Annotated in this window: 17 protein-coding genes and 6 pseudogenes; all 23 read left to right on the top strand. The window is 37.8% G+C overall.

Annotation, left to right across the window (positions count from 1 at the left end; all coding sequences use genetic code 11):
* The first annotated feature begins 104 nt into the window (after nt 1-104).
* On the top strand, nt 105-1,244 hold the full coding sequence (recA, locus tag LEUFL_RS0108280; protein ID WP_010008747.1) for a recombinase RecA: 1,140 nt from the start codon (nt 105-107) through the stop codon (nt 1,242-1,244).
* A 92-nt stretch (nt 1,245-1,336) separates the two neighbouring features.
* The gene (locus LEUFL_RS0108275; RefSeq protein WP_010008745.1) at nt 1,337-2,035 is read left to right on the top strand and encodes a response regulator transcription factor; all 699 of its coding nucleotides are present in this window, start codon (nt 1,337-1,339) and stop codon (nt 2,033-2,035) included.
* Nucleotides 2,036-2,199: 164 nt separating this feature from the next.
* Nucleotides 2,200-3,100: pseudogene (locus LEUFL_RS12225) on the top strand (phosphate ABC transporter substrate-binding protein).
* 84 nt (nt 3,101-3,184) lie between these two features.
* Nucleotides 3,185-3,742, top strand: a complete 558-nt coding sequence (locus LEUFL_RS13435) for a hypothetical protein (RefSeq protein ID WP_308736788.1) — start codon at nt 3,185-3,187, stop codon at nt 3,740-3,742.
* A 2-nt stretch (nt 3,743-3,744) separates the two neighbouring features.
* Complete coding sequence (locus tag LEUFL_RS13430; RefSeq protein WP_308736787.1) at nt 3,745-4,542, top strand: sensor histidine kinase; 798 nt, start codon at nt 3,745-3,747, stop codon at nt 4,540-4,542.
* A gap of 91 nt (nt 4,543-4,633) precedes the next feature.
* A pseudogene (locus tag LEUFL_RS12215) lies at nt 4,634-5,514 on the top strand (phosphate ABC transporter substrate-binding protein PstS family protein).
* A 32-nt stretch (nt 5,515-5,546) separates the two neighbouring features.
* The gene (pstC, locus tag LEUFL_RS0108255; protein ID WP_010008739.1) at nt 5,547-6,470 is read left to right on the top strand and encodes a phosphate ABC transporter permease subunit PstC; all 924 of its coding nucleotides are present in this window, start codon (nt 5,547-5,549) and stop codon (nt 6,468-6,470) included.
* Nucleotides 6,470-7,356: pseudogene (pstA, locus tag LEUFL_RS12210) on the top strand (phosphate ABC transporter permease PstA). Before pstC ends, pstA begins: the two are co-directional and overlap by 1 nt.
* Before the next feature lie 21 nt (nt 7,357-7,377).
* Complete coding sequence (gene pstB / locus LEUFL_RS0108245; protein WP_010008737.1) at nt 7,378-8,220, top strand: phosphate ABC transporter ATP-binding protein PstB; 843 nt, start codon at nt 7,378-7,380, stop codon at nt 8,218-8,220.
* Between the two features lie 29 nt (nt 8,221-8,249).
* Nucleotides 8,250-9,019: pseudogene (pstB, locus tag LEUFL_RS0108240) on the top strand (phosphate ABC transporter ATP-binding protein PstB).
* Nucleotides 9,020-9,117: 98 nt separating this feature from the next.
* Entirely contained in the window at nt 9,118-9,792 is a 675-nt protein-coding gene (gene phoU, locus LEUFL_RS0108235; protein WP_010008735.1) for a phosphate signaling complex protein PhoU, read from the top strand.
* 140 nt (nt 9,793-9,932) lie between these two features.
* On the top strand, nt 9,933-10,289 hold the full coding sequence (locus tag LEUFL_RS0108230; RefSeq protein WP_010008733.1) for a phage holin family protein: 357 nt from the start codon (nt 9,933-9,935) through the stop codon (nt 10,287-10,289).
* Nucleotides 10,290-10,291: 2 nt separating this feature from the next.
* A complete protein-coding gene (hprK, locus tag LEUFL_RS0108225; RefSeq protein WP_010008730.1) occupies nt 10,292-11,248 on the top strand; it encodes an HPr(Ser) kinase/phosphatase in 957 nt (318 codons plus the stop codon).
* Nucleotide 11,249: 1 nt separating this feature from the next.
* Nucleotides 11,250-12,260 (top strand): NAD(P)H-dependent glycerol-3-phosphate dehydrogenase, encoded by a 1,011-nt coding sequence (locus tag LEUFL_RS0108220; protein WP_029508736.1) that lies wholly within the window; start codon nt 11,250-11,252, stop codon nt 12,258-12,260.
* Between the two features lie 87 nt (nt 12,261-12,347).
* Nucleotides 12,348-13,223, top strand: a complete 876-nt coding sequence (galU, locus tag LEUFL_RS0108215) for a UTP--glucose-1-phosphate uridylyltransferase GalU (RefSeq protein WP_010008728.1) — start codon at nt 12,348-12,350, stop codon at nt 13,221-13,223.
* Nucleotides 13,224-13,308: 85 nt separating this feature from the next.
* Entirely contained in the window at nt 13,309-14,253 is a 945-nt protein-coding gene (gene trxB, locus LEUFL_RS0108210; RefSeq protein WP_010008726.1) for a thioredoxin-disulfide reductase, read from the top strand.
* A gap of 77 nt (nt 14,254-14,330) precedes the next feature.
* Nucleotides 14,331-15,280, top strand: a pseudogene (locus LEUFL_RS12205) (LacI family DNA-binding transcriptional regulator).
* 197 nt (nt 15,281-15,477) lie between these two features.
* Nucleotides 15,478-16,695 carry an MFS transporter gene (locus LEUFL_RS0108200; RefSeq protein ID WP_010008724.1) on the top strand — a complete coding sequence of 406 codons (1,218 nt, stop codon included), beginning with the start codon at nt 15,478-15,480 and terminating at the stop codon, nt 16,693-16,695.
* 40 nt (nt 16,696-16,735) lie between these two features.
* Nucleotides 16,736-18,187: a sucrose phosphorylase gene (gene gtfA, locus LEUFL_RS0108195; RefSeq protein WP_010008723.1), complete on the top strand. Its 1,452-nt coding sequence runs from the start codon at nt 16,736-16,738 to the stop codon at nt 18,185-18,187.
* Between the two features lie 82 nt (nt 18,188-18,269).
* Nucleotides 18,270-19,971: pseudogene (locus LEUFL_RS12200) on the top strand (phospho-sugar mutase).
* Nucleotides 19,972-20,125: 154 nt separating this feature from the next.
* A complete protein-coding gene (locus LEUFL_RS0108185) occupies nt 20,126-20,779 on the top strand; it encodes a YfbR-like 5'-deoxynucleotidase (protein ID WP_029508735.1) in 654 nt (217 codons plus the stop codon).
* Nucleotides 20,780-20,842: 63 nt separating this feature from the next.
* Entirely contained in the window at nt 20,843-22,555 is a 1,713-nt protein-coding gene (locus LEUFL_RS0108180) for an ABC transporter ATP-binding protein (protein WP_010008720.1), read from the top strand.
* Nucleotide 22,556: 1 nt separating this feature from the next.
* Nucleotides 22,557-24,338 carry an ABC transporter ATP-binding protein gene (locus LEUFL_RS0108175; RefSeq protein ID WP_010008717.1) on the top strand — a complete coding sequence of 594 codons (1,782 nt, stop codon included), beginning with the start codon at nt 22,557-22,559 and terminating at the stop codon, nt 24,336-24,338.
* Nucleotides 24,339-24,409: the final 71 nt, after the last annotated feature.

Here is a 24,409-nt window from a genome sequence, read left to right as displayed (position 1 = left end):
TCGTATAATAATATAGACATGAGTCGACGAACGTTTGTTCGTAAAATGCTTGATTTTGTCTTGATAAACATGTAGACTAGTTGAGTAGACATTAAAGGAGTGGGTTGTATGGTAACCAAAAAACGGTGAAAACTAAAGATAAAAATGATGGTCGTGAAGCCGCATTACAAGAAGCCCTAAAGAAAATAGAAAAGAATTTTGGTAAGGGTTCTATTATGAAGTTAGGTGATAATAACCTAACAAGAGTTGAAACAATCCCCTCAGGGTCGGTTAAGCTAGATATTGCATTAGGCGTTGGTGGATATCCAAAAGGTCGTATCATTGAAGTATACGGTCCTGAATCATCAGGTAAAACAACAATTGCTTTACATGCGGTTGCCGAAGTACAAAAGCAAGGTGGTACAGCAGCGTATATTGATGCTGAAAATGCATTAGATGTGAAGTATGCTGAAGCATTAGGGGTTGATTCAAAAGAATTACTATTATCTCAACCAGATACTGGAGAGCAAGGCTTAGAGATTGCCGATGCATTAGTACAATCTGGGGCTGTAGATATGATTGTTGTTGATTCAGTTGCTGCATTGGTACCACGAGCTGAAATTGAAGGGGAAATGGGAGATGCCCATGTTGGTTTGCAAGCGCGATTGATGAGTCAAGCTTTACGTAAATTAGCGGGAACGCTTAATCGTACAGGAACAATTGCGATTTTCATCAACCAGATACGTGAAAAAGTAGGTGTCATGTTTGGTAATCCAGAAACAACACCTGGAGGACGTGCATTGAAGTTCTATTCAACTGTTCGTTTGGAAGTACGACGTTCAACGCAGATCAAAGATGGTAGTGAAGTAACGGGTAACTTGACTAAAGTTAAGGTTGTTAAGAATAAGGTAGCGCCACCATTTAGAGTTGCCGAAGTTGATATTATGTATGGAAAAGGCATTTCTCAGACAGGTGAATTAATTGATTTGGCTGTAGAGAAAGATATCGTAGATAAATCTGGCGCTTGGTACGCTTACGAAGGTGAACGTATTGGACAGGGACGCGAAAAAGTTAAAGAATTTTTGGATTCAGAAGGACACGAACAAATGCGTAAAGAAATTTATGCTAGAGTACGTGAAGCATACGGTATTGATCAATCATCTGACAGTATGGATGTACCATCGGATGATAAAGATACATCTACAGATGATACGTTAGACTTAAATACAGATAACGATGCATTAACTGATGAACCTATTATATAAATGATTTTAAAAGACACTTTGTGTCTTTTTTGTTATAATTCAAAAGTGTAATCAAACTTTACTATTTTACTGATTTTGATATGGAGACAAAAATGTCAAGAATTTTGGTGGTTGATGATGAACAAGCAATTACGACATTGCTACAGTTCAATTTAGAGCAAAATGGTTATCACGTTACGATTGCTGCGGATGGGGCGACTGCGTTACAGCTCGTTGAGCAGGAACAGTACGATGCCGTACTTCTGGATTTAATGTTACCTGAAGTGGATGGTATGTCAGTATTGAGACAAATGCGCGAAAATAGTATTAGGATTCCCGTAATACTGGTTACCGCCAAAGGAGATGAATTTGATCGTATCTTTGGTTTAGAAATTGGTGCTGATGATTATATTACTAAGCCGTTTAGCCCGCGAGAGGTCATAGCACGTCTAAAAGCCGTACTACGTCGTTACCACGAGCAGAGTACTAACAGAAACGATCAAGTTGGTTATTTAACCATTCAAGATTTAGTTATTGACGATGCGCGTAAAGTTGTGAAAAAAGATGGTCAGACCGTTATATTAACACCAAGAGAGTATGAACTTTTGCTGTATTTTGCCAAAAGAATTGGTAGAGTGATTGATCGTGAAACCATATTGACTAGTGTCTGGGGATATGACTTTACGGGTCAAAGTCGCATGGTAGACATGCATATCAGTAATCTTCGTGAAAAGATCGAAAAAGATCCAAAGCACCCAACAATTTTAAAAACAGTGCGCGGATTCGGATATACGATGTCCGATGCATTGTAAAGACAGCTTTACATTAATTAGACAAAGTATTTATCTTTTTACGTAGCAAATATTGACATTATCCATTTAATATATAGTTTGTAAGCAACAAAGGTTTTCCCAAGCCTAACTACTACAAAGGGTTGCTTACTTACTGATAAATTAAGGACAATGGAGATGTCGAGATGAATAAATTAATTCCAGCAGTTGTCGGTGGCTTAGTCGTTATTGGTGCAGGATTTGCATTGTATGCCAATGCTGATAAGGGTTCCAGTCATCAGTCATCAGCAACGAGTAGTAAAGTAAGCGGTAAAGTTTTAGCAGTGGGGTCTACTGCTCTTCAGCCTTTGGCGGAACAAGTTGGTACTTCATTTGAGGAGAAAAATCCAGAAGCCAATATTACCGTACAAGGTGGCGGTTCAGGTGCTGGTCTTAGTCAAGTTTCCGATGGATCAGTTCAAATTGGTAACTCAGACGTCTTCGCAGAAGAAAAAGAGGGAGTTGATGCTAGCAAACTAGTTGATCATCAAGTTGCAGTCGTTGGTATTGCACCTGTGGTTAACAAAGATGTTAGTGTTAAAAACCTAACGAAGGAACAATTAAAAATATCTTTACAGGTAAAATTACAAACTGGAAAGAAGTCGGTGGTGATGATGAAAAATTGTCGTCATTAACCGTGCAACTGGTTCTGGTACACGGGCAGTCTTTGAAAAGAACGTCCTTGATGGTCAAAATGCAGTTCAAGCGACAGAACAAGATTCTAACGGAACGGTTCAAAAGATTGTTAAAGCCACACCTGGTTCTATTTCTTATTTAGCTTTTGCCTATTTAAATAGTAATGGTATCAAATCATTATCGATTGATGATGTTAAGCCGACATCTGAAAATGTTGAGAATAATGATTGGAAAATCTGGGCCTATGAACACATGTATACCAAGGGTAAGCCTACGGGTGCCACAAAGAGTTACTTGGATTATTTCTTAACCAAAGATGTGCAAAAGAATATTGTGCCTAAGCTGGGTTATATTGGCTTAACAAACATGAAGGTACAACGTGATGCCGATGGTAAAGTTACTGAAAAGTAAATCACATATTACAACAAGTCATGTGCTTGTTGTTTTTTTTGCGCATGCTACAGTTAAGGCAATATGTTAAATTGGGAGTGATATATGCAAAAAAATATATCAAAATTTTTAATACTGGTTGTTTTGAATGTTGCGATACTTGTTGTAGCAGCAATTTTCATCGCTAATCAATTAAGTCGAACGCTACAAATTGTTATTATTTCTATAATATTATCAAGTACAACATGGGGATTAGTTTGGTTTTGGCAGCGTCGAGATCGCCAAGATTTAGTTGTTATGCAGCAACGTATGCAATCTGTTATTGATGGTGATCTGCCACGCAGTGTATTGGTTTCTGCCGACTCTGATAATTGGGATTTGATACGGCAGTTTAATGATCTGCAAAGTTATGTTCGTCAACAGCAGCATCATAATCGACGCCAAATTTTGAATTACCAGACATTGTTAGCGAGTCTACCAGTTGGTGTGATTAATGTTAATCATCATCATGAAATTAATGTTTTTAATGAAACAGCATCCCGAATGTTGCATATGACAACGCCTATATTACCAGTGGCAGAGCATTTATTAATTCAACAATTTACTTTGTCGGAGTTGATTAGCCAAACTTTTAATCAAAAAATGGGCAACGAACCATTTTAAATTTGGCAATTGATGGGGAAAATAAACAATATGAAGCAACAACCTTTTTCCAAACCGATGATGAACATACGGAAGTTATGGTGATTCTGTATGATTTAACGACTGTATTAAAAGTTGAACGCATGCAAGCCGACTTCTTAGCTAATGCTTCTCACGAGTTCAAAACACCGCTAACGGCCATCACCGGCTTTGCTGAAACGCTACAAGGATCAGCAGGGGAAGACCAATCTATTCGTGAACAATTTTTGCAGATTATTAGTGATGAAACAAAGAAACTAACGTTATTAGTGAATGATGTCTTATCCTTATCTAAAATCAAGCATGAACCTGATCGTAATACCGAGGAACGTATCAACCTTTATATGCTAGTTCAAGAACAGTGGCAAAGTATTCAGCATCTCGTTATTAAGAACGATATAAAGTTGGTGAATGACATTCCGGATAATTTTGAAGTGGTTACATTTAAAAATGATTTGACGATTATTGTGAAAAATCTTTTGGCTAATGCCGTAAAGTATAACCGAGAAAATGGGCAGGTGCGTTTATCAGCACAAAAGACTGCAGATCATTGGTCATTTTCAGTGCGTGATACTGGTATAGGCATACCAACGAATCAGCAAGCACGTGTGTTTGAACGCTTCTATCGCGGGGATGAATCACGACAAAAAACAATTGCCGATGGAACAGGATTGGGATTAGCTATTGTTAATGAACTATTAGCTAAACATCAAGGTAATATTAAACTCAATTCTCAAGTTGGTGTTGGGACAACGTTTACTGTAATTTTTCCAAATAAATAATCTCTTTACACAATCTTTACAAAAGCAGTATGAAGTTTTTACATGCATTGTAGATAATATTTAATGTAGTAGTAAAACTTGGGAGGCAATGATGCTTAAAGCACATAAAAGTGGGATTGTGGCAATAATCCTAATCGTTATTTTTGGCGGATTACTGAGTACTGCCTATGTAACAAGAAAAAAGAAAATGTTGGCACATCCATTACAGCAGTTGGTTCTACGGCATTACAGCCATTAGTTGAAGCAGCTGGTGAAGAATATGCTAAGCAAAATATGGGTGTCTTTATTAATGTACAAGGTGGTGGAACTGGAACTGGTCTGTCACAAGTGGCACAAGGTGCAGTTGATTTAGGTAATTCAGATGTCTTTGCAGAAGAAAAAGAAGGCATTGATGCCAATAAATTAGTTGACCATCAGGTTGCCGTTGTGGGTATTACACCTATTTTGAATCGTAAGAACGGTGTTACCAATTTAACAACAGCTCAGCTGAGTGACATTTTCACAGGAAAAATAACGAATTGGTCTCAAGTTGGTGGTAATAATTTAGATATTGTATTAATTAATCGTGCAGCTGGTTCGGGTACACGAGCAACTTTTGAAAAATGGGGATTGGACGGTGCTAAGAGTCGTGAAGCGCAAGAACAAGACTCATCTGGCATGGTTAGATCAATTGTTTCAACAACACCAGGAGCCATCTCATATGTTGCATTTGGTTACGTTGACGATAGTGTTGTTGCACCCAAATTTAATCAAGTGGCACCTACCGATAAAAATGTGATGACGGGTCAATATCCAATTTGGTCTTATGAACATGTTTATACCAAAGGTAAGCCAAATAGCAAAACGCAAAAATTTTTAGATTATCTGTCATCTAGTCATGTTCAAAATACGCTCGTTAAGAAATTAGGTTATATTTCAATTCATGATATGCAAATTCACCGTGATGTTGATGGAAAAATAACGAACAAATAATTTTGGCAGAAATATGCATAGGGAAGTAGAAAATGGATAGTATTCAAGAAAAGCTTGTTAAACGTTCTAAATCGACAAATCGTGATTTGATGGGGAAAGGCATTAGCTTATCGGCGCTGGTACTGATTGTGCTTATTGTGTTGTCGATATTTGTCTTTGTAACGAGCCGTGGTTTGGCGACCTTCTTTCATGATGGTATTAGTGTAAAGGATTTCTTATTTGGTACAACTTGGAATCCGTCAGTTACAAATCCTAAGACAGATCATCCATATATTGGTGCCCTACCCATGATTTTGGGATCGTTCTTAGTCACATTTCTATCAGCGCTATTGGCGACACCGTTTGCCATTGGTACTGCTTTGTTTATGACAGAAATTGCTAAAAAACGTGGTGCCAAAATTATGCAACCTGTTATTGAGTTGTTGGTTGGTATTCCGTCAGTTGTTTATGGGTTCATTGGTTTGACAATTGTCGTGCCGGTGATTCGACATATTTTTGGCGGATCTGGATTTGGTATTCTAGCTGGAACAATTGTGCTATTTGTCATGATTCTACCAACGATTACTTCAATGACTGTTGACACGTTGAAATCTGTGCCAGGACATTATCGTGAAAGTGCCTTAGCGATTGGTGCTACACGTTGGCAAATGATTTACAAAGTGATCTTAAGAGCAGCAACACCAGGTATTTTAACAGCCATCGTTTTCGGTATGGCACGTGCTTTCGGTGAAGCTTTGGCTGTTCAGATGGTCATTGGAAATGCTGCATTGATGCCACATAACTTAATATCAGCGAGCTCAACATTAACTTCTGTGTTAACGATGGGAATTGGTAATACCGTTATGGGATCATTGCAGAATGATGTTTTGTGGACATTGGCCTTAATTCTTTTGATTATGTCTTTGGTCTTTAATTTAATTGTTCGTGCAATTGGGCGTAAGGGAGAGATGAAGTAATGAACGCAAAAACAGTTGATAAAATTGCGACAGCAGTTATTTATGCGATTTCTGCTATCGTGGTCTTAATATTAGTATCTATGTTGGCCTTCATATTAGTACGTGGTGTGCCACACATGTCTTTACACTTTTTAACTTCTCCAGCACGGGCATTTGAGGCTGGAGGCGGTATTGGTATTCAATTATTTAATTCGTTTTATCTATTGATTCTGGCTATGTTAATCAGTTTTCCGATTGCGCTGGGCGCTGCGGTCTATTTAAACGAATATGCTAAAAAGAATATTTTACAAGTATTGTGCGTACAGCAATTGAAATTTTGAGTTCATTACCTTCAGTCGTTGTTGGCTTGTTTGGTTTCTTGCTATTGGTTGTTAAATTTAAATTTGGCTTTTCAATTTTGTCAGGAGCAATCGCATTAACATTGTTTAACTTACCACTGCTAACACGTTCAATTGAAACGAGTTTAGCGCAAATTCCTAATTTACAACGTGAAGCAGGTGCTGCGTTAGGCCTTTCTCGCTGGGAAACAGTCATGCATGTGATTTTACCGGCTGCGGTACCAAGTATCGTGACAGGGGTTGTGTTATCTGCAGGGCGTGTCTTTGGTGAAGCGGCCGCTTTGATTTATACTGCTGGTCAGTCTGCTCCAGCATTGGACTTTACAGATTGGAATCCATTTAATATATCGAGTCCATTAAATGCAATGCGCCCGGCTGAAACATTAGCTGTTCATATTTGGAAAATTAATTCAGAAGGTATTATGCCGGATGTGAATGCTGTATCAGCTGGTGCCTCAGCAGTTTTGATTATTGTAGTATTGATTTTCAACTTTAGTGCACGTAAATTAGGACAAAAACTTTATAATAAGTTAACGAGTGCGAATTAATAATATTTAAGAAAGAAAAATATGACAAATCCAAACATCAACTTAAAAACAGTTAAAGACTTTATTCCTGATGAAGCACCGGAACGTTTTATTTACAAAATGAATCCAGATAAGCATGAAATTGCATTATCAACCCATGATTTAAAAGTTTTCTATGGCGACAACGAAGCACTAAGCGAGGGTGATTTAGATTTTGAGCGTTTTAAAATCACGAGTTTAATTGGCGCATCTGGGTCGGGAAAATCAACTTTTTTACGTTCTTTAAATCGTATGAACGACGGTGTGGCCACTGTTAAAGGTAATATTATGTATCGTGACTTGGATATTAATTCAAGTAAAATCGATGTGTATGAAATGCGTCGTCATATTGGCATGGTATTTCAACGCCCCAATCCTTTTGCTAAATCGATCTATAAAAATATTACATTTGCACTAACACAACGCGGTAATTACACTAAAGATGAATTAGATGAAATTGTTGAAACAAGTCTCAAACAAGCAGCACTGTGGGATCAAGTAAAAGATAACTTGAATAAAAGTGCATTAGCCTTGTCTGGTGGTCAGGCACAGCGATTAGTGATTGCACGTGCACTGGCATTGAAGCCCGATATTCTATTATTGGATGAACCATCTAGTGCTTTAGATCCCGTATCTTCAGCTCAAGTAGAGGACACCTTGTTAGAATTAAAAGAGAAATATACGATTGTTATCGTGACGCATAATATGCAACAGGCTGCTAGAATTAGTGATTACACTGCATTTTTCCATTTAGGTAAAGTCATTGAATATGATCTGACACGTAAGATATTTACCCGTCCTAAGGTAGCACTAACAAATGATTATATTTCAGGTAATTTCGGTTAATTAAATCAATAGAGACATGAGGCAGGAGAATGACGGATAGTCACAATAAAACAATTTTAACAACTAAAGATGTTCGTTTATGGTACGGTAAAAAGAAGCATTGCATGGTATTAATCTTTCTTTTCCTGACAGTGGCATCACTGCTCTAATTGGACCTTCTGGTTCTGGTAAATCGACTTATTTGCGCGCGATTAATAGAATGCATGATTTGGTTGATGGTGTGACTGTAACTGGCTCGTTTGATTTCAATGGGACAGATATTTATGCACCAACAACTGATACAGTTGATTTACGTAAGCGCATTGGTATGGTGTTTCAGCAACCTAATCCGTTCCCATTTTCAATCTACGAAAACGTGGTGTTCGGATTACGTTTGGCTGGTGTTAAAGATAAAGCAATTTTAGATGAAGCGGTTGAAACGACATTGCGACAGGCGTCTGTCTGGGATGAGGTTAAAGATGATTTAAATAAATCAGCACTGGGCCTCTCTGGCGGACAGCAACAGCGTGTATCAATTGCACGAGTGTTGGCAACTTCACCAGAATTGCTATTACTTGATGAACCAACTTCTGCTCTAGATCCAGTATCTAGTCACAATATTGAAGAGACGATGCTTAAATTACGCGATGATTATGCCATTATTATCGTGACACACAATATGCAACAGGCGTCGCGTGTATCAGATCGAACAGCATTCTTCTTAGATGGTAACTTAATCGAAGTTGATAAAACAAAGTCCATTTTCTTAAATCCTTCAATGAAAGAAACGCAGGACTATGTCAGTGGGCGTTTTGGTTAATCATATTTTTTTGTAGGGCATTATTCTAGCTTTAGAAATGAACGATATGTTATTCTATGTAGAAAAAATAATTAACATTATTGAAAAGGGGTAAACTTATGCGTCGATTATTTGATGAAGAACTAGCAGATTTGGATAGTTCCTTTACAGAAATGGGAATGTTAGTTTCACAAACAATTCAGAAGTCAGTACAGGCCTTTGTGGATCATAATCGTGAAACAGCAAAGCTCATTCTTGATAACGATTATCGTATCAATGAACGTGAAGCAGCAATTGAAAAGAAAACGTTTGAAATGATTGCTTTGTATCAGCCAGTGACAACAGATTTACGTGAAATTGTAACAATACTAAAGGCCGTTTCTGTTCTTGAACGAATGGGGGATCAAGCACGAAACATCGCCAATTCAACAATTCGCGTTAAAGGGACAAAACACGTTCCCGAAATCGAGGCTAAATTGGGCGACATGGGTGAAGAAGTCGCTAGTATGGTTTCTGAGGTGATGTCTTACTATGTCAAAGATGATGCCATCGGTGCTGAAGCGATTGCTGCTAAGAGTCGCGATTTAGCTAAGAAAGCCGGGCAAGTACGTTTAGATGCCGTTAATGGTATGAAAGAAGACGCAGAATTGGTTGATTCAGCTGCTGATTACTTGGTGATTGCCGGTTATCTCAAGCGAATTTCGGATTATACAACAGATATTGCAGAATGGATTGTGTATAAGCGAACAGGAAAAATTATTGAATTAAATCCAGGATCATCATTCTTTATTTAAAAGGCACAATGTGCCTTTTTTATTTGTCTTGAGAATAGAGTATCTTCAGCCATTTATTGAGGTGTTTGTTATAATATGAATAGATACTTTGATGCAATCAAAGTGATAGGTTATTTATCAATATTATTAAGGAGAATTGCATGCGTTTACTAGCTAGGCTAGCAATTAATGTGTTACTTTTCTTAGTGTTATCAACGATTTTTGAGAACGGTTTTCGTGTAGATAACTGGAGAACAGCATTAATAGCAGCTATTGTGTTAGGCATTTTAAATGCGATTATCAAACCAATCATTAGTTTGTTTGCCTTGCCACTCACAATTATTACTTTTGGGCTTTTTGCCTTAGTCATTAATGGTTTAATGTTAGACATCACAGCCAACTTAGTTTCTGGTTTCGAATTTGCTAGTTTTGGATGGGCTATGTTCATTGCATTTTTGTTATCAGTCGTTAATATGCTACTAACAAGCGATGTGCATGTCACGTCAGGAAGAGATTAATTATGCCAAAAACATCAGTTACAGTAAAACAATTAGTTGAAAATACACGTTTAGAAATTGTTTCCGGTAAAGAATATTTGGAACGTGAAATTACAACATCTGATATCAGTCGCCCTGGATTAGAAATGACGGGATATTTTAATTATTATGCACCAGAACGTGTTCAATTATTAGGTATTACCGAAACATCGTTTTCTGAGCGTATGCGTCATGATGAACTATTGATGGTTTATCGCCGTATGGCTTGTGACACAACACCTGCATTTGTGGTATCAACTGGGTTAGATATCAGTGAAGAACTCAAACAGGCTGCTGCTGAAGCACATATTCCAATTTTGACCTCTTCATTGACATCGTCACGTATTTTGTCAAATATGACGTACTATTTGGGTGGACAACTCGCACCACGTGAATCGGTGCACGGTGTGCTAATTGACGTGCATGGATTAGGTGTACTACTTACTGGTGATGCTGGTATCGGTAAAACTGAAGCTGCACTTGAATTAATTCAACAAGGGAAGGCACGATTGGTTGCAGATGATCGTGTGGATATTTATCAGCAGGATGAAGAACGCTTGATTGGTGAACCAAGTGAAGTATTACGAAACATGATGGAAATTCGCGGTGTTGGTATTATTGATGTTCAGCAAGTTTATGGTGCGATGTCTATTCGTTCACATTCAACAGTTTCTTTGAATATTCATCTTTCCAATGCGCGCATTGGTGAAAAGAACTTTGATCGCTTGGGAAATGATGGTGATACATTAGAGATTTCTGGTGTGAAAATTCCTAAGATGGTTGTACCGGTGACACCAGGTCGTAATACAGCCAGTGTCATTGATGCTGCTGCGTTGAAAAATCGCACACAAAATATGGGATTTGATGCCTTAACTACTTTGGAAAACCGGATGACAGAAGAAATGGAAAAGAATGCAGCATTGAATGGAGAGAATGCATAATATGACTAAAATGGCAGTACTCGGTGCCGGTTCATGGGGCACAGCATTAGCTAACACCGCAGCAGAAAACGGGACAGAAGTGCACCTGTGGACGCATAACCCTAAACAAGCTGACGAGATCAACCAAAATCATACTAATGCGCGCTACTTACCAAACGCAAAATTAATACAGACATTAACAGCTACATCAGATATGACATCTGCTGTAGCGGGTGCGGATATTGTATTAAATGTTGTACCAACTAAAGCAGTACGCGAAGTTGCCAAAGAACTGGCGAAGACACTAGAACTATTAGATCATACTGTTATTTTGGCGCACGCAACAAAAGGGCTGGAACAAGGTACATATAAGCGTATTTCAGAGATGTTGGCTGAGGAAGTCCCAGTACAACGTCGTAGTGCGTTAGCTGTTATATCAGGACCCTCTCATGCTGAAGATGTGATTAAACATGATCTGACAGCAGTGACAATTGCAAGTACAGATGACGAGGCTGCAAAGTTACTACAAAAAGTATTATCCAATCGTCATTTTCGTACGTATACCAATCACGATTTACTAGGTTCTGAATTAGCCGCTGCTTTAAAGAATATTATTGCGATTGGCTCTGGTGCGTTGACTGGCTTGGGCTATGGTGATAATGCCAAGGCAGCTTTGTTGACCCGTGGCTTAGTGGAAATGCGTCGCTTAGGTCAAGCGATGGGTGCGCAACCTGAAACGTTTTTAGGGTTATCAGGGATTGGTGATTTAATTGTGACGGGGATGTCCAAGAATTCTCGTAATTATCGAGCTGGTATGGCTTTGGGTGAGGGAAAAACTTTAGCCGCTGTTCAAGAAGATATGGGCATGGTTATTGAAGGCGTTAACACAACTAAGGCTGTTTATGATTTTGCAACGCAATACAAAGTAGACATGCCGATTACAGCAGCTATCTATCGTGTATTGTACGAAGGACTGTCTATACCAGACGCCATTGATGAGCTGATGTCACGGCCATTAAAGTCTGAAAGTTGAAAATTTGTAAGCGTTACCAATATTGATAAAACAATATTATGGTATAATCTGAACAGTAGTCTAATTATTTGTCATTGAGGAGTTATTATGAAACCTGTACGTAAAGCGATTATTCCAGCAGCTGGATTAGGCACGCGTTTTTTACCAGCTACTAAAGCTCTAGCCAAAGAAATGTTACCAATTGTTGACAAGCCAACCATTCAATTTATTGTCGAAGAAGCAATCGCTTCTGGCATTGAAGATATTGTCATTGTCGATGGTAAATCAAAGCGCTCAATTGAAGATCATTTTGATTCAAACCCTGAATTAGAGAATAACTTAAAAGAAAAGAACAAAGATGAAATGTTGAAGTTGGTCCAAGAGACAACTGATATTAATCTTTACTTTATCCGTCAATCGCATCCTAATGGTCTTGGTGACGCTGTGTTGACAGCTAAGGCCTTTATTGGTGATGAACCATTCGTTGTTTTGTTAGGCGATGATTTAATGCAAGATAAGACACCACTGACTAAGCAATTGATTGACCGTTATAATGAAACAGGTGAGTCAACACTAGCCGTTATGCGAGTACCACATGAACAGGTATCAGAATATGGTGTGATTGATCCGGCAACGCAAATTACTGAAGATGGTTTGTATCGCGTGAAAAATTTTGTTGAGAAGCCAAAACCAGAAGATGCACCTTCTGATTTAGCTATTATTGGTCGTTATTTACTTACACCTGAAATTTTTGAAGAACTCGAAAAGACTAAACCAGGCAAAGGTAACGAAATACAATTAACAGATGCAATTGATTCTTTAAACAATCGTCAACATGTTTATGCCCATGAATTTAAGGGTGATCGTTATGATATTGGCTCTAAAATTGGCTTCTTAGAGACTAATATTGAGTTTGGTTTAAAGCATCCGCAGACAAAAGACAAGTTGCGTGCTTATATTAAAGAATTAGCATCTAAGTTGTAAGCTCAACCATTTTGAGTGTGTACTCGACAATTTGAAAATAATCACGTAAAATGTTTATGAACTAAAAGTTAGTGGAGGACATGCTATGAAAAATTATGATGTGGTAATTATTGGGGCAGGACCTGCCGGCATGACTGCAGCTACTTATGCATCACGTGCTAATTTATCCGTTTTGATGCTTGATCAAGGTATTTATGGCGGGCAAATGAATAATACGGCTGATGTAGAAAATTATCCGGGATTTGATTCGATTTTGGGTCCTGATTTATCTGAAAAAATGTATCATTCTGCTATGCAATTTGGTGCGGAGTATGGTTTTGGCGTTGTGAGCGGTATTGAGATACAAGATACAAGTAAAATTGTCCACACAGACATGGGCGATTACGGTGCTAAAGCCGTTATTATCGCTACTGGTTCTGAGCATGTCCATTTGGGCGTAGCAGGCGAGGAAGATTATCAAGGACGTGGTGTGAGTTATTGTGCAGTCTGTGATGGTGCCTTCTTCCGCGATGAAGATGTTATTGTTGTTGGCGGTGGTGACTCTGCAATTGAAGAGGGATTGTATCTAACACAGTTAGCGCGATCTGTTACAATTTTACATCGGCGCGATGAGCTAAAAGCCCAACAAATTATTCAAGAACGTGCCTTTGCTAACGATAAAATTCACTTTCAGTGGCATACTGAGGTTAAGCAAATTATTGGTGATGGCGATAAAGTTACAGGCTTAGAGGTTTTTGATAATCAAACGAATGAAATATCACATATTGATACTAGTGGTGTGTTCATTTATGTTGGCCTTCAACCTAATACAAGTATGTTTAGTGATTTAGACATTCTTGACAATGCCGGATGGGTAATAACCGATGAGAAAATGCAAACGCATATACCCGGTATTTTTGCAATTGGTGATGTACGTGTTAAAGATCTACGACAAATTACCACAGCTGTTGGTGATGGTGGTATTGCTGGACAAGCAGCATACGATTATGTAAGTCGTCTTAATACTAAATCAGAAATCCAGGCAGAGTAGGTCGTCAAGACAAGAAAGCTGGGACATTATCGTCCCACCTTTTTTTGTTAGCTTAATAATTCAGATGGAGAAATATAATGGTTGCAAAATTATCAGATGTCGCGGAATTGGCCGGTGTTTCAGTCGCGACAGTGTCACGTGTTATCAATTCGTATGGCCCGATTAGCCAAAAAACTAAGGATAAAGTGCATGCTGCGATGCGACAACTACACTATCAGCCAAATGCGATGGCTCGTAGCTTACAAGGAAAGTCATCACAGTTTATTGGTGTGATTTTACCGACTATTGATAATCCTTTTTTGGTGTGCTGGCTGGTGCACTTGAAAAAGCACTTTTTGAACGTGGCTATAAAGTGATTATTGCTAGTTCTGCTAATAATGTAGAAGTAGAACGACAATATCTACAAATGTTGGCGGCCAACCAAGTTGAAGCCATTATTACTGGTTCACATAATTTAGGTATTGAAGAATACGAAGATGCTTCTTTACCCATTGTGGCTTTTGATCGGCATCTTTCTGATGATATTCCAACTGTTAGTTCTGATAACTATCATGGTGGCGAATTGGCTGCACAGTATTTGCTTAATCAGCAGGTGCACAAACCACTAGTCATTCGCGATGATGATAATTCTAATTCGCCAACTGTGAAGCGTGGTCAAGGTTTTGTGAACTATATGACGCGACACAATGTTCAAGCTTTAAGATATGAAGTTTCTGATAAGTTGAGCATGCAACAAGCCGATGTTGAAAAAATCAAACAATTTGTTCTAGATAATCAAATTGACGGTATTTTTGCTAATAATGATTTAACAGCTATTATGTTGAAAAATGTTTTGCCTAATTTACCTATAGTAGGTTATGATGGAACACCACTTTTGACATTATTGCATCCAGATTTGGTGACAATTGTGCAACCAGTTGATGAAATTGTGAAAAAATTAGTTGAAATTATGCTTGTGAAAATAGGTGATAACTCGGCAGAAATCACAACGGATAACATTGTGTCAGTTTCATTGAAATACAAGTGATGTTTTCTGAAAACACCGCGATATTTTCTTTATATTTTCATTTGTGAAAAAATTTGACAAACGTAACGAAAGCGTATACAATTAATTGTGCTTTATTGAACAATCTAGATTGTTAAGCGCTTTTTGTTTTGTTATCTATGTACAACGTTAAACAAAATTGAGATAATAATCTAGTGCGCAAGTGAAAGGAGAAGAACATGGCAAGTCAAGACAAGTGGATTACCAAAGTAGCTTTTCTTGGTATATCTTTCGTCTTAACCAGTGCATATGCAATTAACGGCGCACTGCCAAAGATGACCGAGGAATTGCATATCACGACGACACAGTCTCAAGTATTGGCGACAACGCCGTCGATTGCTGTTACAATTTTTGTTTTGTTGAGTTCCTTTATTGCTAATAAATTAGGTGATAAAAGAACGATTATTTTAGGTGTTACTTTAGTAGGGGTTGCAGGTGTCGTACCATTTTTCGTTTCATCATATCCCATCATTTTAGCCTCACGTGCTGTCTTAGGTGCGGGATTTGGAATTTTTAATTCTTTGGCTGTTTCGATGATTAGTGTGATGTATGATGGGCAGGTACGCTCTAGCATGCTAGGTATACGTGCTGCCTCTGAACAAATTGGGCAAGCTGTCTTAACGTTTGCAGCTGGATTATTATTATCTTTTGGTTGGCGAGAAACGTTCCTAGTATATTTAATCGCTTTCCCAATTTTGTATCTATTCTATCGTCAAGTGCCAGATACATCTGAGATGATTGGTAAAGTAGCTGTTTCATCAGATGATGAAGATGCGGGTACCACAACCACAACACTACAAGACGAACCACAAAAAGTGAGTGCCTTAGTGGGTGTTTTGACACTATTTGCAGCTTTCTTGGTGATTGATTATATGGCGATTCAGTTGAGCTTCCCGTTCATGGCTGCTGAGCTAAAAGGAGATGGATATAATGCATCTCCAGTTCTATCAGCAATGTTGATTGCAGCAATGCTTGGTGGTATATTGTATGGTCGTTTTCAAAATATGTTTGGCCGTTTTACATTACAAATTGGTTTGGTGTTAATGGCACTTTCTAATTTTATGGTGGCCTTTTCAAATGGTAACTTCTTTGTTTTGTGTGCTGGTGTCTTACTCATCGGTTTCCCATTACAGTTAATTTCACCATTTATATTTAATCAATTGCCAAAATTAGCACCTTTGAGAAAACAAGCATTGGTAACGTCAATCATTTTGATCGGTTTTAACGTTGGTGTGTTTATTGAACCATTTGTCATTTCGACTATGGGCGCAATTTTGAACTCAGCTGATAATCGAGCAGCGTATGAGTCTATCCCTTATTTGGGTGTTGTGCTACTGGCTATTGCTATTGTGACAATTTTTACAGCGCGCGAGAAGAAACCACTACTTGCTGAGTAGTGATAAAAATATTTTATTTTAATTTAGGAGAATTTGAATTATGAAGAAGCTTACAAATGAAGCGATGTTGATTACATACGCTGATTCCCTTGGTAAGAACTTAAAAGAATTAGATCAAGTATTGGCTAATGAACTTGATGGTGTTGTTGGTGGTGTACACGTATTGCCATTCTTCCCATCAACTGGTGACCGTGGTTTTGCACCAGAAGAATATGAAACGGTTGATCCACAATTCGGTAACTGGGCAGATGTTGAAAAGTTGGCCGATAAGTATTACTTGATGTTTGACTTTATGTTGAATCATATTTCTCCAGCATCAAAGTACTTCCAAGACTTTTTGGAAAAGAAAGAAAAGTCAGAATATTGGGATATGTTCATTAAGTATTCTGAATTTTGGCCTGAAAACCGCCCAACAGAAGCAGATATCGATATGATTTATAAGCGTAAGGATAAGGCACCTTTCGCACCTGTTACTTTTGCTGATGGCACAACAGACCAAGTTTGGAACACTTTCGGTGACCAACAAATGGACTTGGATGTAACAAAAGAAGTGACTAAGAAGTTTATTAAAGACAACTTGGTTAACTTGGCTCGCCATGGTGCATCAGTTATTCGTTTGGATGCCTTTGCTTATGCCATTAAGAAGTTGGACACAAATGACTTCTTCGTTGAACCAGAAATTTGGGAAATCTTACAAGAAGTTGTCGACATCTTGAAGGCAGAAGGTTCAGAAGTATTACCAGAAATTCATGAACATTACAAGATTGTTCGTAAGATTACTGAACATGACATGTATTCATATGACTTTGCTTTGCCATTGATTACATTGTACTCATTGTACTCAGGTAAGACTAACCGTATTGCTGATTGGTTGCGCCAAAGCCCAATGAAGCAATTCACAACATTAGACACACATGATGGTATTGGTGTTGTTGATGCCAAGGACTTATTGACACAAGAAGAAACTGACTATACAACAGAAGAAATGTATAAAGTCGGTGCTAATGTTAAGAAGATTTTCTCTTCAGCTGCCTATAACAACTTGGATATTTATCAAGTTAACACAACTTATTACTCAGCTTTGGGTAATGATGATGCATCATACTTATTGGCACGTGCGGCTCAAATCTTTGCACCTGGTATTCCACAAGTTTACTATGTTGGTTTGTTAGCTGGTGAAAATGATATTGAATTGCTTGAAAGTTCAAAAGAAGGTCGTAACATCAACCGTCATTACTATGACCTTGAAGAAATTGCAGAAACAACAAAGCGTCCAGTTGTTCAAGACTTGTTCACACTTTTGAAGTTCCGTAACACTTCTGCAGCCTTTGATTTGGAAGGTTCAATTGATGTTAAGAACGATGGTGAAAATGATTTGACTGTGACACGTACATCAGCCGATGGCAAAATTTCAGCAACTTTGAATGCAAACTTTGCAACAAAGCAGTTTACTGTAACTGAGAATGGTAAGACAATCTTTGCAACAAAGTAAGCGATTAAACACTGTATTCTGCTAGAATGCGGTGTTTTTTGTTATAATAAACAAAGGTCAATAAAAAAGAGGTATTAATCATATGACGTGGAAAGAGACTTTGTCACAATGGCAGTCAGCAAAATTACCTGATTACCTTCAAGAAGAGTTGAATGATTTAAGTGAAGAACAATTAGAAGATGCTTTTTATCAAAACCTAAGCTTTGGCACAGCAGGTATGCGTGGTATTTTAGGCGTTGGTAGTAACCGTATGAATATTTTCACGGTAAGACAAGTAACTGAAGCTTTGGCGCGTTACATGGATTCTGTTGGTGAAGAAGCTAAAAAAGAGGCGTTGCAATCAGTTTTGATTCACGTCACTTCTCCCCTGAATTTGCAAGGGATGCTGCGCAAGTGCTCAGTGCTCACGGCATAAAATCTTACCTATTCACTAGTCTCCGTCCAACACCTGAATTGTCTTTTACAGTTCGTGAATTGAAGACATTTGCGGGTATTATGATTACAGCATCTCACAATCCCAAAGCATATAATGGGTACAAGATTTATGGCGAAGATGGTGGACAGATGACACCAGAAGCTGTTGACGCAGTTGTTTCAGAATTAAATGATATTGAGGATATCTTCAATATTAAATTAGATTCAACAAATCAACATGTGACTGAAATTGACGATGATGTTGATAATAAATATTTAGCAAACGTTAAAAATGTAACGGTTGATGCAGATTTGGTTGCCCGAGAAGGTAGGGGATTGCAATTTGTCTTTACACCTTTACATGGTACGGGACAGTATATTGGTGAGAAGGCATTACAGCAAGCTGGCTTTACAAACTACACAATTGTTAAAGAACAAGCTGTTATTGATGGCGATTTTCCTACGGTGAAGAAACCCAACCCCGAAGATCCTGAAGCGTTGGCTTTAGCTATTGAGTATGCTAAGCGAAATAATGCGGATGCGGTTGTTGCAACTGATCCTGATGCTGATCGTTTGGGTGCAGCAGTACGTCTGAATGATGGTTCTTATCAGGTGCTAACAGGAAATCAAATTGCTGCAGTGCTGGTCAATTATCTTTTGACAGCTAAGAAAAATACAGGTACTTTGCCCAATAATGGTGCTATTGTTACTTCTGTGGTGTCATCGCGTTTTGCATCAAAGGTAGCTGCAAGTTTTGGTGTTACAACGACAGACGTTTTGACAGGATTTAAATATATTGCTGCGACAATTGATCGTTTTGAAGCAACACAAGAAAAACTTTCTTGTTTGGATTTGAAGAAAGTTTCGGTTATTTAGTTAAGCCATTTGCACATGATAAAGATGCTATTCAGGCATTGGTATTATTTGCCGAAGTTGCAGCTTATTACAAATCACAAAATAAGACAATGTATGATGGCATACAAGAATTGTTTGCGCAATTTGGCTATTTTGAAGAAAAGACGGTTAGCTTAGACTTCCCAGGTATTAATGGTGCTGATGAAATGGCCGGTGTTATGGCTGATTTCCGAAACAATGCACCAGTTACTGTTGGTGGTATAGCCGTTGAAAGATTACAAGATTTTAGTACCCAGACTGAAACAAATATTACCACAGGCGCAACAACTACTTTGACACAACCAAAAGCAAATGTATTGAAGTATTGGTTAGCTGATGGCTCATGGGTAGCTGTACGTCCTTCTGGTACAGAACCTAAGTTGAAATTATATGTCGGTGTTGAATCAGATTCACAAGCTAAATCACAAGCTAAGTTAGATGATATCGAAAGTGATCTATTGAAGCGCGTTAAATAATAAAGAAGAATAGGATTATCCTATTCTTTTTTATTATGATATTTTTCATAAATGACAAGCACCACATCATTTTATATTCGTGTATAATCATCTATAACAATAGTAAAAGGGGGAAGTACTGTTAAGAGATTGAAAAACGGTACAAAGTTTTTATATGGGAATGCATCAATTCTTCATGGGCATGAATCAGTTGGAAATGATTAATCGCGCACCGGGATTTTTTAAATATCAACCTCATTCAGTTGCTGCCCATTCATGGAAGGTAACACAGATTGCACAATTTTTGGCTGACGTTGAAGTAGAGGCTGGTTCAGATATTAATTGGCAATCTGTTTATGAAAAAGCGCTGAATCATGATTACACGGAACGCTTTATTGGCGATATTAAAACACCAGTTAAATATGCCACTGCAACATTACGTTCAATGCTAGCAGATGTTGAAGAAACAATGACTGAAAACTTCATTCGTAATGAAATACCACAAGATTTTCAAAAAGCTTATGAGAGACGGCTAGGTGAAGGGAAAGATGACTCCTTAGAGGGTAGAATCTTAGCAGTTGCGGATAAAGTTGACTTGTTATACGAAGCTTTTGGAGAACTAGAAAAGTTTAATCCCGAACCCGTATTTGTTGATATTTTTCAAAGTAGTTTAGAGGCTTTAGCTGCTTATCAAAATATGGCAAGTGTTAAATATTTTGCGAGTGAAATTTTACCAGAAATATTCTCTAGTAATTTCATTCATCAAAAGGAACTCGCTGATTTAGCTAAATCATTGTTACCTGATTTCAAAGCGCATACTGCTGAATAGTTCAGTGGTATTTTTATTTTTTATCGTGCTAATTATTGCACTACAGAGTAAGAGGATACAAAGATGCACATTTTAAAACGTCATATTAAAACATACCGCCTTGATATATTTTTTGCTGTGATTTCAGTTATGGTGATGGCTGGCGCTACTTTATTGCAACCTCGTTTATTGCAAGAAATATTAAAAGCGATTATGGCTAGTGATCAGGACACTGTTAATCAATATGGTATCGCACTTATTGCAGTAGCCTGTGTTGGGTTAATTGGTGGTATCTTGAATACAATATTTGCTGCGCGTGTAGCACAGGGAATTGCTGCTGATTTACGTGAAGAAGCTTACCAAAAGGTACAAAGTTTCTCCTTAAGTAATATTGAAAAATTTTCTACTGGCCATTTAGTTGTACGATTAACGAATGATGTCTGGCAGGTACAATCATTGATTATGATGTCACTACAGTCATTAGCCAGGATTCCCATACTATTTATTGGTGCGTTTATTTTAGCTATTACGACCCTACCTAAATTGTGGTGGGTAATGATTTTGATGATTGTATGCATTATTTTAGCTTCACAAATACTTTTTAAACGGATGGGCAAGTATTTTGGTCGTGTACAAAAATTAATTGACCGTATTAACACAATAGCTAAGGAAAATTTACAAGGTATTCGTGTTGTTAAAAGTTTCAATCAAGAAAATAACCAACAGCAAAAATTTGATCATGATTCGGATAATTTAACGCAACTCAATACAACAATTGGTTACCTTTTCTCAGCGATGTTTCCCGGATTTATGTTGATTGCTAATCTTGCGATAACTGTTGCCATTTACTTTGTTAGTTTAGGTGTTGCCAGTCATCCCCAAGATTTAGCAGCTATTCCAGCGTTTGTAACTTATTTAATGCAGGTATTATTTGCAATTATGATTGGCGGTATGATTTCTACATTTGCTTCTCGTGGACTAGTGGCGCTGCGCAGAATTGGTGAAGTATTACAAACAACACCGGATTTGATTGATGAAGATGTTAACGATATGACAATTAAAGGTGATATTGCATTTGAAGATGTTAGTTTTCAATATCCAGAAAGTAATGACACAACGCTGAAAAACATTAGTTTTAACATTAAACCAGGTGAAATGGTTGGTATTGTTGGTGCGACTGGATCAGGTAAGACGACGTTGGCACAGCTAATTGGGCGGTTATATGATCCGACACACGGTAATGTTTTGATCGATCAGGTTAACCTTAAAAATATTAGCCAAGAATCTTTACGTCGCGGTATTTCTTATGTACTACAACGTGTTATTTTATTTTCGGGTACTATTGCTGAAAATTTGCGACAAGGTAAACAAGACGCAACGTTAACAGAGATGCAAAACGCAGCCGACATCGCGCAAGCTAGTGAATTTATTAATCGATATGATGATCAATTTGAACATCTCATATCTGAAAGATCGGCTAATTTATCTGGTGGTCAAAAGCAGAGATTATCAATTGCGCGTGGTGTTATTGGGCAGCCCAAAATATTAATTTTGGATGATTCTACCTCAGCATTGGATGCCAGAAGCGAAAAGTTAGTGCAAGATGCTTTAGCAACTCATTTAAAGGACACGACAACAATCGTGATCGCAGAAAAGATTAGTTCAGTTAGACATGCCGATCGCATTCTGGTATTGGATAATGGCCGCTTAGTGGGTAATGGCCCGCATGAAACGTTGCTAAAAGAATCTGCTGTTTATCGTGAAATATTTGAGACACAACGAGCTAAGGAGATATAAAATGAAAGATATTAAACAAGCAGTTATTTTCTTTAGTTTTTATCTCAAAGTGTACTGGAAAGCACTGAGTTTAGGCGCTATTTTGACGATTATGGCCACTTACTTTCAAGTAACAGCGCCAGTCTACATGGGAAAATCTTTGACTGAACTCGCAAGGTTCTTAACAACCTGGATGAACCCAATGACACGTTCTACAGCGTCAAAAGAACATTTTTATACAGCATTATTGATGTTACTTGCTTTTTATATTGCAAATGCCATTGCCATGTTCCTATCCTCAATGCTGATTTCAAAAGTTTCTTCAGAAGCAACCGGCCAAATGCGGCATGGTTTGTTTGGTAAGTTACAGAAAATGACGATCAAATATTTTGATAGTCATCAAGATGGTAAAATATTATCGTTATTTACATCTGATTTAGATAATATTTTCAATGCAATGAATCAAGCGATATTTAGTTTGTTTTCTAATTTAGCGCTTTGGATTGGTGTCATTATTGTGATGTTCCAGCAAAACACCAAGCTAGCTTGGGTAACTGTGATATCGACACCAGTAGCAATATTATTTGCTTGGTTTGTGATTAAAAAAGCACGTACAGCTATTGACCAACAGCAAGATGCAGTTGGTCGCTTAAATGGCTTTGTCAATGAGCAGATAAATGGTGAAAAGGTTATTATTACTAATGGCTTACAGGCACAATCGTTACACCAATTTACTGACTATAATAAAGACGTACGCCAAACAACATTGAAGGGCCAAATTTATTCTGGATTATTATTCCCATTGATGCAGGGGATGTCTTTAATTAATCTCGCGGTTGTTATTTTCTTTGGCTCTTGGCTTGTTTTGAACGACGGTATGGACAAAGCTGTTGGTTTGGGATTAGTTGCTACTTTTGTATCTTTCTCACAGCAGTACTATCAGCCCATTACACAAATTACATCTATCTATAATATGCTGCAATTAGCGATTACAGGTGCGCGTCGATTAAGTGAAGTGCATCAACAAGATGAAGAAATTGAATCAGAAAATACTGAGAATTTACCTTACATCCAAGATAAGGTTACTTTAAAAAATATTCATTTCAGCTATAATCCAGGCAAAGAAATTCTACATGATGTAACGATTGAGGTTAAAAAGGGTGAGATGGTAGCGTTGGTCGGACCAACTGGTTCGGGTAAAACAACAGTGATGAATCTGCTAAATCGTTTCTATGATGTCGACGCTGGGCAAGTCTTGTTTGATAATCAGGATATTCGTCATGTGAGTTTGCAATCATTACGTGATCATGTAGGGATTGTTTTACAAGACGCAGTGCTATTTTCGGGTACAATTGCAGAAAATATTAAATTTGGGCAACCGACAATAGATGACCAAGCGATGATTGAAGCTGCTAAGCAGGCACATATTCATGATTTTATTAGCAGTCTACCAGATGGTTATCAAACTAAAATTAGTGATGAAAATTCAGTATTTTCAACCGGACAAAAACAATTGATGAGTATTGCTCGTACGATTTTGACAAATCCTGATCTGTTGATTTTAGATGAAGCAACATCAAACGTGGATACGGTCACAGAAAATCGTATTCAAAAAGCAATGGATAATGTGATTGCTGGGAGAACTAGTTTTGTGATTGCGCACCGCCTGAAAACAATTTTGAATGCCGATAAAATTGTTGTATTGCGTGATGGTCAAGTTATTGAATCTGGCACACACCATGAATTACTTGAAAAAGAAGGCTTTTATGCCGAGCTGTATCATAATCAAATGGTTTTTGAGTAAATCAAAACGAACAAATGTTAGAACATTTGTTCGTTTTTTTATATCTTTGGTATAATATAGATAACTTTTTA

The organism is Leuconostoc fallax KCTC 3537, assembly GCF_000165675.1.
GTDB lineage: Bacteria > Bacillota > Bacilli > Lactobacillales > Lactobacillaceae > Leuconostoc_B > Leuconostoc_B fallax.
This window is presented reverse-complemented; position numbering and strand designations above follow the sequence as displayed.

What these genes read in the sequence shown, in the direction of transcription:
- galU (WP_010008728.1), top strand. Translation starts at nt 12,348, where the DNA reads ATGAAACCTGTACGTAAAGCGATTATTCCAGCAGCTGGATTAGGCACG.
- LEUFL_RS0108175 (WP_010008717.1), top strand. Translation starts at nt 22,557, where the DNA reads ATGAAAGATATTAAACAAGCAGTTATTTTCTTTAGTTTTTATCTCAAA.
- gtfA (WP_010008723.1), top strand. Translation starts at nt 16,736, where the DNA reads ATGAAGAAGCTTACAAATGAAGCGATGTTGATTACATACGCTGATTCC.
- LEUFL_RS0108220 (WP_029508736.1), top strand. Translation starts at nt 11,250, where the DNA reads ATGACTAAAATGGCAGTACTCGGTGCCGGTTCATGGGGCACAGCATTA.
- LEUFL_RS13435 (WP_308736788.1), top strand. Translation starts at nt 3,185, where the DNA reads ATGCAAAAAAATATATCAAAATTTTTAATACTGGTTGTTTTGAATGTT.
- LEUFL_RS0108230 (WP_010008733.1), top strand. Translation starts at nt 9,933, where the DNA reads ATGCGTTTACTAGCTAGGCTAGCAATTAATGTGTTACTTTTCTTAGTG.
- hprK (WP_010008730.1), top strand. Translation starts at nt 10,292, where the DNA reads ATGCCAAAAACATCAGTTACAGTAAAACAATTAGTTGAAAATACACGT.
- phoU (WP_010008735.1), top strand. Translation starts at nt 9,118, where the DNA reads ATGCGTCGATTATTTGATGAAGAACTAGCAGATTTGGATAGTTCCTTT.
- pstC (WP_010008739.1), top strand. Translation starts at nt 5,547, where the DNA reads ATGGATAGTATTCAAGAAAAGCTTGTTAAACGTTCTAAATCGACAAAT.
- LEUFL_RS0108185 (WP_029508735.1), top strand. Translation starts at nt 20,126, where the DNA reads ATGGGAATGCATCAATTCTTCATGGGCATGAATCAGTTGGAAATGATT.
- pstB (WP_010008737.1), top strand. Translation starts at nt 7,378, where the DNA reads ATGACAAATCCAAACATCAACTTAAAAACAGTTAAAGACTTTATTCCT.
- LEUFL_RS0108275 (WP_010008745.1), top strand. Translation starts at nt 1,337, where the DNA reads ATGTCAAGAATTTTGGTGGTTGATGATGAACAAGCAATTACGACATTG.
- trxB (WP_010008726.1), top strand. Translation starts at nt 13,309, where the DNA reads ATGAAAAATTATGATGTGGTAATTATTGGGGCAGGACCTGCCGGCATG.
- LEUFL_RS0108200 (WP_010008724.1), top strand. Translation starts at nt 15,478, where the DNA reads ATGGCAAGTCAAGACAAGTGGATTACCAAAGTAGCTTTTCTTGGTATA.
- LEUFL_RS0108180 (WP_010008720.1), top strand. Translation starts at nt 20,843, where the DNA reads ATGCACATTTTAAAACGTCATATTAAAACATACCGCCTTGATATATTT.